Origin of the sequence: Motilimonas thetidivivens (assembly GCF_046452435.1) — a bacterium.
Lineage (GTDB): Bacteria > Pseudomonadota > Gammaproteobacteria > Enterobacterales > CBDFNC01 > Motilimonas.
On sequence record NZ_JBKFDK010000044.1, the window covers coordinates 1 to 9,519 of the forward strand.

The 9,519-nt window shown below is 46.7% G+C and carries 9 protein-coding genes; 3 read left to right on the forward strand and 6 right to left on the reverse strand.

Annotated elements, in window-relative coordinates:
- Positions 1-144: 144 nt before the first annotated feature.
- On the forward strand, positions 145-603 hold the full coding sequence (locus tag ACK8OT_RS19035) for an REP-associated tyrosine transposase (protein ID WP_410198090.1): 459 nt from the start codon (positions 145-147) through the stop codon (positions 601-603).
- 76 nt (positions 604-679) lie between these two features.
- On the opposite strand, the gene creD is transcribed toward ACK8OT_RS19035, so the two are convergent.
- The 6 genes from creD to ACK8OT_RS19065 form a co-directional block, all read right to left on the reverse strand.
- On the reverse strand, positions 680-2,104 hold the full coding sequence (gene creD, locus ACK8OT_RS19040; RefSeq protein WP_410198091.1) for a cell envelope integrity protein CreD: 1,425 nt from the start codon (positions 2,102-2,104) through the stop codon (positions 680-682).
- A 101-nt stretch (positions 2,105-2,205) separates the two neighbouring features.
- On the reverse strand, positions 2,206-3,651 hold the full coding sequence (creC, locus tag ACK8OT_RS19045; RefSeq protein ID WP_410198092.1) for a two-component system sensor histidine kinase CreC: 1,446 nt from the start codon (positions 3,649-3,651) through the stop codon (positions 2,206-2,208).
- Between the two features lie 14 nt (positions 3,652-3,665).
- On the reverse strand, positions 3,666-4,349 hold the full coding sequence (gene creB, locus ACK8OT_RS19050; protein WP_410198093.1) for a two-component system response regulator CreB: 684 nt from the start codon (positions 4,347-4,349) through the stop codon (positions 3,666-3,668).
- 231 nt (positions 4,350-4,580) lie between these two features.
- Positions 4,581-5,501 (reverse strand): carbohydrate-binding protein, encoded by a 921-nt coding sequence (locus ACK8OT_RS19055; protein WP_410198094.1) that lies wholly within the window; start codon positions 5,499-5,501, stop codon positions 4,581-4,583.
- A gap of 186 nt (positions 5,502-5,687) precedes the next feature.
- The gene (locus ACK8OT_RS19060; protein WP_410198095.1) at positions 5,688-6,581 is read right to left on the reverse strand and encodes a carbohydrate-binding protein; all 894 of its coding nucleotides are present in this window, start codon (positions 6,579-6,581) and stop codon (positions 5,688-5,690) included.
- A 64-nt stretch (positions 6,582-6,645) separates the two neighbouring features.
- Positions 6,646-7,563: a carbohydrate-binding protein gene (locus tag ACK8OT_RS19065; RefSeq protein WP_410198096.1), complete on the reverse strand. Its 918-nt coding sequence runs from the start codon at positions 7,561-7,563 to the stop codon at positions 6,646-6,648.
- 189 nt (positions 7,564-7,752) lie between these two features.
- Here ACK8OT_RS19065 and ACK8OT_RS19070 point away from each other — a divergent pair, with 189 nt between their 5' ends.
- Positions 7,753-8,766 carry an alpha/beta hydrolase gene (locus tag ACK8OT_RS19070; RefSeq protein WP_410198097.1) on the forward strand — a complete coding sequence of 338 codons (1,014 nt, stop codon included), beginning with the start codon at positions 7,753-7,755 and terminating at the stop codon, positions 8,764-8,766.
- Positions 8,763-9,509, forward strand: coding sequence for a chitosanase (locus ACK8OT_RS19075; RefSeq protein WP_410198098.1), 747 nt, complete (start codon positions 8,763-8,765; stop codon positions 9,507-9,509). Before ACK8OT_RS19070 ends, ACK8OT_RS19075 begins: the two co-directional genes overlap by 4 nt.
- Positions 9,510-9,519 lie beyond the last annotated feature (10 nt).

Genomic DNA, 9,519 nt, shown 5'->3' on the forward strand with positions numbered 1-9,519 from the left:
GCTTTTAAGCCACGATTGAAGATAGTGACAAAGCCAAAACGCGGTATTAAATCCAGACTCATCGCGATTTAAAAATTGCTCCTACTGGAATTGGTGATCATTGACTATGCTAGATGATAAATAGTTAAACTCTATCTACTGCTTATGACGGCTCATGGCGCTAACTTAAGACGTGGGCGTTTTTCCAGCCCCAATCAAATATATTCTCTCACTGCTGTCACCCACCTAAGGCAACCATTTTTCAATGATCTACATGCAGCCAGAATACTCATCAATATACTAAAACAATCAGATTTAGATAATCAGTCAAAAACATTGGCCTTTGTGGTTATGCCCGACCATTTCCATTGGTTGGTACAGCTCACCTATGCAGTATCATTAAGCCAATTAGTTAAAACGGTAAAACAAAAAACCGCATATCAACTCCACCTACAAAACAGAGCTGATGGGAAAATTTGGCAACCAAGCTATTATGATCATGCCCTACGCGCCGAGGAAGATATCGTCTCTGTTTGCCGTTACATAATTGCAAATCCGTTACGCGCGAACATAACCAATTCCGTGAAAAATTACCCACATTGGGATTGTATTTATTTAACTTAATTCGCGATTTAAGAATCGCTCCTACTCAACCCCGTAGGAGCGGCTTTTAAGCCGCGATGAGGGTTATCCAGCAAAGCTAGTTGTTTGCCGGATTAGCCGGGGTTTCGGGCTCGTCTAACACCTCAACCTCCCATTCATCCTCGGCTTTATTTCGATATAGTTGCGCCTTGGCTTTTTCACTGGCCCAATTACTTACTTGATACCAATCTAAATGACGGGTGGCAGCCATGACTAAAACAAGGGTGGCAAACACTAGGCCTGCGCCCAGTAATAACGCATGATCTTCAGAGCTTAAAATCACATACAGCAGCACGTACAACAAAGTAATAAAGCCGCCAAAGCCCAGCCCCCATTTTACGTTGCGCAGTATTGAGGTCAGGTAAAAAGTCAGTAATAACACACAAGCGCTGGTGGCTAGGCCATAAGCCATCAAAAATCCAAGGTGCTCAGACAATGCAATTAACAATAAATAAAACACCGATAGCGCCAGCGCGACTAAGGTGTATTGCACCGGGTGAATTTGCAGACGTTTGAGCATTTCAAACATAAAGAAACTAATAAAGGTTAACCCCACAAATAACAAACCGTATTTAGCGCTGCGAATAGATTGACGATAAATATCCACGGGCGTGTTTAAACTCACACCAAAACGATTACTCATCAACGCCGAGCAATCCCCAGTTTGGCAATGAGTCACATTCTGCGTGATATTGCTGCTAAATTCAGATACTTGCCATTTGGCTTGAAACTGCTCTTGATTGATTTCACGCTCGGTCGGTAAAAACTGGCCGACAAAATTCGGATGGGGCCAACTGGCAGCTAAATCCACCTTAGTATCTTTGGCAATAGGCGTAAACCACAGCGTATCCATGCCACGCAGGTTAAGTTCAAAAGCAAACTCGGCGTGAGTCCCGGTTAAATTTTCTAGCGGCGCGTGCACGCCTTGTGGACTAAAACTCAAGTTACTTCCCGCGGCAAAGCTGCGCTGGGTACTTTGCCAGTTCAACACAGGCTTATTATTAATGCCGCGCATATCGGATAAGGTAACAGCCAAATACGGCGTTTCAATTTTAAATACATTGGGCATGTTCTTAAGTCGGTTATACTCGGTTAAATCAAACTCGCCCGCTAAGGTCATTTGGCTAGTAAACACAGGAAACGAGAAGATCCCTCGTGAGCGTTGCTGCGTGGTCATTTGTGAATTCAACTTCAGCTGCTCAGGGATGATGTACAGCACACTGCGATGCTCAACCGTTCGCTCAATATACTTTTCAAGCTTACTGTCCCAAACCGATTTCACTTCACGGTAATGGTACGGCACCACCAGCATGGGGCCAAACACTTGTTGCTGACCACTCCAAGCGTGGGCGACACTGCGTTTTGCTTCATCTTGATAGTACAAACGCTGTTGAATCAGGTCTTCGATCACGGTTAACGCAAAAGCGGCCAGTAACCCGCTAATGACTAAGAAAACTATTTTTTTTCCTAACATCGATTTCATATTGGCTCTCCCTTTTGATATCACAAAAGAGTAACCAAGGGATGTGGGTGAACGATGTGGCTTTGGTGTGTTTTATGTGTAATTTATCTACCCACTCACACCTATTTTTGCTGAGTTAACGGCAAGATCAGCCGCGCGATGGCACCCACATCACCATTTTGCAAACGGCATTGCGCTTGGTGTAAATAACAAATTTGCTGAACAAAGCTTAAGCCTAACCCTGAGCTCTTCTTGCCACTGTGAGGACGCGGTAAAGAATAAAAACGCTCAAACACCCGTGGCAGTGCGTAATCGGGTAAGCCAGGGCCTTGGTCGGTCACCTCAATGATAGCGTGCTCTTTATCAGCGCCGATCGTCAAACCGATTGCCGCCCCCACAGGGCTGAAATCAATTGCGTTAGTCATCAAATTTTCAATGGCTTGACCTAATAAAAAGCCGTCACCTTCAACGCTGCCAGCACCTTCAATGTTCACCCTTAGTTGCTTTTCCTTGAGCGCGAGATCTAACCGCTCAACCACACCTTGCGCCAGTTGCATTAAGTCAACCGTGGCAATGTTTTGTAACCCCTGCTGGTTTTCCAGCGCAGCTAAAGCCAATAACTGGTTGATCAAGGTTTCGATGCGCACACTTTCATTTTTAATATTGGCGATGAAATGCCCTTGATCCGCCACGGGCAACCCCTGCTCTAACAACTCAGCCGCCCCTTTGATGGCAGCGACAGGGCTTTTCATTTCATGGGTTAAACTGTGAATGTATTGCTCAACGTAATTTTTGCCTTCTAACTGCACCCGCATGTGCGCCATGGCTTGGGCCAAGTGCTCAAGCTCAACATCGGAGAAATGCGGTACAGAGGCTGCCTCTTTGCCTTGACTTACCGCCACAGCGTAGTCGCGTAACTTTCTGATGGATCCCGTTAACCAATAACTCACGGCTAAGCCCAATATCACCGCCAGTAAGATTAATATCAGCCCAAAGCGCTCTACTTTGTCACGCGAAACCTCCAAAAAAGGCTGCAATGAGAGATTGGGTTTGACCAAAGTCAGCACACCTATCACTTGTTCACCCACTAAGATAGGCGCCGCCACATACATCTCTGAGGTTAATGGGTCCCCTTGCACAGCTTCTGTACTGCGAGCACCGTATTGGCCGTGTAGAGTGCGATGGACATCATTCCAGCGGTAATAACTTTTGCCAATATCATGGCCTTCACTGTGATAAACCACCACACCACGATGATCGGTAATGTAGACCCGAAGCAAGCTTTCGGTTTTGGCCTTGGTCCATATTTGCGCATTGAGCTCGCGTTGCTTAAATGCGCTAAAGGCGCGATCAAACTCGCCGTTTATTAGCTCACCGCGTACCAGTTCGGGCGTGGCTATTTCCGCCAGCAAATTGGCCGCATCCACCATGCTTTCTTCGGTGGCTTGACGCAGTCCCGGCTTTAACTCGCTGATCAGCACGTTTAATTGCAATGACAAGCCCACTGCTATCAGTAAAAAGAAAAACAAAAACAAACGTAAGCGAAAACTAATTTTGGCCAATCTCATGGTTCACCTTTCACTTACGAGCCAGGCAGCACTAAGCTGTAACCCAAACCACGATGGGTCTTAATCGGATCATGTTCAGCGACTTTTTTTAGCTTCGCTCTTAGCCCCTTAATATGGGTATCAACGGCGCGATCAAAACTGCCACACGCATCGGGCCAAACTTCAGCCATTAATTGCTCGCGGCTAAATACCCGCTCTGGTTGGCTGAATAAGGTAGCTAATAAGCCATATTCATAACGCGTTAAATCAAGGGGTTCACCGTAATAGAGCCACTGTTTTTTAACATCATCGCATAGCAAAACGGCTCCCTGTTTATGCGCGACTGACACTGGCTGCGCTGGCCCAACGCGCTTTAAAATCACTTTCACTCGAGCCACCAGCTCACGCGGACTAAAAGGCTTAGTCACGTAATCATCGCCGCCTATCTCTAGGCCGACGACGCGATCGATTTCATGATCGCGCGCGGTTAAAAAGATAATAGGCAAGTCGCTAAATTGGCGGACCAATTTACACACTTCAAACCCATTAATATCAGGTAAGCCAACATCTAAAATGATGAGATCAAAAGGTTGCAGCTTTAACAAAGACAAAGCGTCATTGCCTAGCATGCAATGCTGCACCGCAAAGCCTTCCAGTTTAAGGGAATAAAGAATGTTATCTGCTATGGCCTGTTCGTCTTCAACTACCAGCACCTTCATGGAAAACCTATTACATTTCAATATTATTGATGGGGTTGATATTTAGCAGATATGGGCAGTGAGTACAAATTTTAACGCCATTGCCCGCTGGGTTTGTTCTAGAATGACAGCACCAGCGATAAATGACATTCGTTGAAAAGATCACCTGTGGGACCTAAGCTCGCTCAGGGAAGCACCTAACAGCAAGTGCAATTTCGCCGAGCAAGCTCGCCTCCCACAGGGTCAGATAGCCTAGTTGATCATCACCTGACGACACATATCCTGGTTGTTACACACCAAAATCATTTCTGGTGGCGGCGTTGGCTCATAGGTAGGCGGCTGCATAGTACGCTCATCGAGTTCACCCGTTTCGATCCTTGGCACATAATTTGGCGTGGGTTCGTACGTTGGCTGAGGTGTCGGCGTTGGCATCACAGAGCCATATGTTTTAGACCAAGATTTAGTGGCCAAAGAATAGTAGCTCACTTGTTTTTCTTCACCGTTAAGCAACGCATTACAAGCGGCTTGGCCTTGACAGGTTTGACCTTCAATCACCGCGGTGATCATCTCTACGCGGCCAGTGAAATTGTTTGAGAAACGCACCGTATCAAAGATCACCTCGTCGGTCACCTCCGTGGCTAAACTAATGCTGCGCACATAATGACGGGTGTAATAATAACTGCCATCGGGATTGTATTGCGGAGGTGCACCGCAGTCATAGCTTTCTTGAATAAACTCAGCCGCTCGCAATTTCTTGCTCGATTCTGTCTCTAGCCAAGGAGTGCCGTTAATGGGATTGTGCCCTTGCGTCCAATATTGCGCTTGATACGCCTTGCCTGCGTGCAAAACAAGATTGCCTTGATTGTAAACGGTGTCATTACTCCACTCGTCATAATCGCGTTTTAGTTTCTCCCAACTCGCCCAAGTTGGCCCTGGCTCTTCATTTTGCGTCCACCAACGCGCTTGATACACACCATCGGTATGCAGGACAATTTCGCCTTTTTGATAAACCCTGTCAGCTTCCCAAGCCGGCGCAAACACATCAACATAAGGGCGATCAACAACGATGTCTGGATTAGTGGGTGCAGGTGACACCATAATAGGGCCACAGGTTGCATTAGCCGACCCGGCCAAAATCAGGGCAACCGCGCCCAAAGATAAAGCGGTTTTCATACATTCATCCTTAAATTTCACAGCCAACACCATGTCAGCTAAATCAGTGCCTACAAACAGGCATCTCCATTATAGGTAAAGTAAAAATCAAGATAACAACAATTAGTAAAACTGAGAAAAAGGCCAAAAAAATAGCGCTGACCAGTACAGGCAAAACGCTATTTTGGGTTAGTGACAAATCCTTAATTAAAACTCAATGGCTCGACAAAGGTGATCTTGGTTACAGTATTTAACCAATGCGCTATCATCACTTTGTTCATTTGACGCTGGCTCTTGGCTATTTGGCTCATCAACTTGTTCAGCGGACATAGCGGGTGGCATCGTCGGCTCTGGTGTAGGCCCATAAGTACCATGGGTACGACGATACATATAACTGTAACCCGTCTTGTACACCACGGCCTTAGCTTGCCCATCTAGCACGGCGTTACAAGCTTGTTGACCACTGCATTCCACCCCTTCAACACTAACTTCAAATGGCACTGTACTTATTTCACCATTGTACTCAATGATCACATAGTCATATAAGATTTCATCGGTGACCTCTTCAAGCATACGCAGATAATGGTTACTAGTTGATTCCCAATAAGTATCACTATAAAAATCCGATGGCGGGCGAACGCAACCATAACCAGTTATAACAAACTGACTGGCCAACATTTTTTCGCCTTGAGGGTCTAAACTCCAAGCCCCACTGACTGCGGGTGAATTGCCCTGATTCCAATATTGGGCTTGATATAAGCGGCCTTCAAACAACACCTTGTCGCCTTGCTCGTAAACCTGCTCTTGCTGCCATTGTTCGCTATCTTGCTTGATACGCTCCCAACTGACCCAAGCAGGCCCGGGGGCTTCAAACTGACTCCACCAGCGTGCTTGATAGTACTCTTCACCAAAGCGCACCACATCGCCCTTTTGATAAATTTGCTCGGGTTGCCATTCTTGCGCAACCAAATTTGGCTTAGGCTGCTCTACGGTTAAATACGTAGAGGTCTTCATTAACTCGTCTGGTATCACCATGCAGCTTGCATTCACTTGGCCAGCACCTAACAGCGCCACCAAGCCTAACGGAAAAATAAGTTTCATTGTTCATCCTTAAACAAAGTTGGTTAGTAAATTATCGATAACTTCAGGGTTTATTTGCCTAATCTCAGTCTATGACAATAGGGCGACACAGATGATCTTGATTGCAATACTTCACCACGACTTGAACATCTGTTTTAGCCGAGGACTTGCTCTCATCTGCCGTTAACACATCTTGCTTAATCTCAACCATAGGTGGTGTTGGCTCAATCGTTGGCAAAGGCGTTGGCGCAGGTCCACAATCACCATGAATGATCCGGTATGTATAACTATAACCTGTTCGATACTCTACAAATTTGGCTTGCCCATCAAGTAGATTATTACAAGCGACTTGGCCTTGACATACCTGCCCTTCAACTACCGCCTCAAACGGCACCGTTGTTACCTTGTCGCCGTGCTCGATAATGACATAGTCATACAATATTTGATCTGTAATCTCTGGTTTCATCCATAATGCACGATGTGATTCTTCTTCAGCAGCCAATTCTGAGCACCATTCAAGTGGAGCTAAACACTGATAGCCTGAAATTACCAACTCACTGGCTAGCAATTTTTCACTTTGTTTCTCCAGCTGCCAAGCGCCGCTTTCTGCAGGGGAATTCCCTTGGTTCCAGTATTGCGCTTGAAAAATATGGCCATCAAACAGCACCGTATTATTTTGTTCGTACACTAGGTCTTGTTGCCAAGGAGCATTATCTTGTTTGATGCGCTCCCAGCTAGTCCAAGCCGGACCCGGTGCCTCAAATTGAGTCCACCAACGGGCTTGATAAAGCTCTTCACCAAACATCACAACATCGCCCTTTTGGTAAACTTGCTCTGCTTGCCATTCAGGGGCTGAGATATTTGGCTTGGCAGCCTCAGAGACTAAAAAAGCGTCTTCATTATTGACTGGCCTATCGGGCAGATCGCTACACCAACTGGGACGGGCATTAACTTGGCCAGCAACTAACAACGCCACCAAGCCAAGCGGAAAGATAAGTTTCATTGTTCATCCTTAAACAAAGTCTTTATTTAATACTGGTCAACTTCATGTCAACCACATCAACAACATAACTTGCTAATGGCTATCAACCCAAACACCAAAGCCTAAAAATGCGATTTATCCCCTATTTTTATAGGGATTAAACTATCATCGCGCACACTAATGACAAAAAGAACAACAAGGAGCATTTAATTGACTAGGTTTAATGATTTAACCTTAGGTCTCACCATGCTTTTTATTACCAATATACACCCCGCAAGCCGCTCGAAAAGCGCGCGACTACCACGCAACTTTAGCTTTGATCCTCACTGTAATGCCCCCAGCTGTGAAGTGTTTTATTGCCAGCGTAACAGCCAACATCAATATCAGGAGCTTGGCTCACTGGCATTTATGGCGCAATTAAAACAAAGCCCCTATCAACAGCTGCTGTTTTACGTGCATGGCTTTAGCAATCAACCCGAGCCGGATGTGTTTCCCCGCGTGGCGCAATTGCAGGCCTACTTTGACAGTCAGCAAGCCAATTTAGTGCAAGTGATCCCCATCATCTGGCCGTGTGATAACGACCTGGGCATAGTGAAGGACTATTGGGACGACCAAAAATCCGCCGATGCCAGTGGCACCTCGTTTGCGCGCGCACTGCAAAAACTACTGGGCTGGCAACAACAAAATGCCCAAGTGGACGCCCCTTGCCTCAAACGCATCAATGTCTTAGCTCACTCCATGGGCAATCGCGTGCTGCGAGAGACCTTATTCAAATGGCAGCATGATTACTTACCCAGCGGCGTGCCCTTGTTATTTCGCCATGTGTTTTTAATGGCCGCCGATCTGAACAACCAAACCTTAGAGCCCAATCAACCGGGGCGATTGATCAGCCAAGCTGCGCGCAATGTGAGTGTGTATTATGCCAGTGATGATCTGGCCCTGCGCGCCAGTAAAGTATCTAACTTAGTCAATGGCATTGCCTCACGCCGCCTTGGCCACAGCGGCCCTGAGCATCTTGAAGCCGTTGCCAATAATGTTTACAGCATAGATTGTGACGACATCAACACCCGTTATGACTTTCCCAAGGGCCACAGCTATTTTATCGACCAAAATAACACCAGCCCCGGTGCCGTGTTCAACCACTTATATAACACCATAGTCACAGGGCGAGTCGAAGCCAACGACCAACACCATCACCAAATCAGTGAGAGCACCGCGCCATGAGCCTACATTACAACCCAAGTAAGGCCATTACGTTGCGCCAAGCTGCGCCACAACTTAAAGCGAACACTGAACTTCAAACCACCAAAGCGCGCATTTGCCAAATTGTTAACGTGTTTGAAACCGGCAAAATTCAAGGCGAATACCATGCCTTGGCCGTACATGCTGACGGCAAACAAGGCAGTAAACAAATTAGCTATGGTCGTAGCCAAGTCACCGAGCAAGGCCATCTGATCACCTTGCTCAAACTCTATTGCGACCAGCAAGGACGCTGGGCCAAGCAACTGCAACCTTACCTAGAGCAAATACAACGCCAGCCGCTGCATCAAGATACCGAATTTATACAGTATTTGATTCAAGCAGGTAAGCACGACCCCATCATGCGCCAATGCCAAGATCAATTGTTTGATCGCTACTACTGGCAACCTGCCTACCACTGGGCCAAACGGGAAGGTTTCAAGCTAGCGTTAAGCCAGCTAGTGATTTATGACTCATACATTCACTCAGGCCATATTTTGGCCTTTTTGCGCAAGCGCTTTGCCGCCACCACCCCAACGCACCAAGGTGATGAGCGCGAATGGATCCGCCAATACACCCAAACCCGACATGCTTGGTTAAGTGGGCATAGCAACCCATTACTGCGCACCAGCAGTTATCGCACCCGCTGCCTGCAACAGCTGATCACACAAAACAACTGGCACCTAGACCAACTGCCCATCACAATACGCGGCGTCACCATCCCTTAACCCCCCGTAG

Excerpts from the sequence above, each read along its gene's own strand:
- ACK8OT_RS19035 (WP_410198090.1), top strand. The coding sequence starts at position 145 with ATGACGGCTCATGGCGCTAACTTAAGACGTGGGCGTTTTTCCAGCCCC.
- creD (WP_410198091.1), bottom strand. The coding sequence starts at position 2,104 with ATGAAATCGATGTTAGGAAAAAAAATAGTTTTCTTAGTCATTAGCGGG.
- creC (WP_410198092.1), bottom strand. The coding sequence starts at position 3,651 with ATGAGATTGGCCAAAATTAGTTTTCGCTTACGTTTGTTTTTGTTTTTC.
- creB (WP_410198093.1), bottom strand. The coding sequence starts at position 4,349 with ATGAAGGTGCTGGTAGTTGAAGACGAACAGGCCATAGCAGATAACATT.
- ACK8OT_RS19055 (WP_410198094.1), bottom strand. The coding sequence starts at position 5,501 with ATGAAAACCGCTTTATCTTTGGGCGCGGTTGCCCTGATTTTGGCCGGG.
- ACK8OT_RS19060 (WP_410198095.1), bottom strand. The coding sequence starts at position 6,581 with ATGAAACTTATTTTTCCGTTAGGCTTGGTGGCGCTGTTAGGTGCTGGC.
- ACK8OT_RS19065 (WP_410198096.1), bottom strand. The coding sequence starts at position 7,563 with ATGAAACTTATCTTTCCGCTTGGCTTGGTGGCGTTGTTAGTTGCTGGC.
- ACK8OT_RS19075 (WP_410198098.1), top strand. The coding sequence starts at position 8,763 with ATGAGCCTACATTACAACCCAAGTAAGGCCATTACGTTGCGCCAAGCT.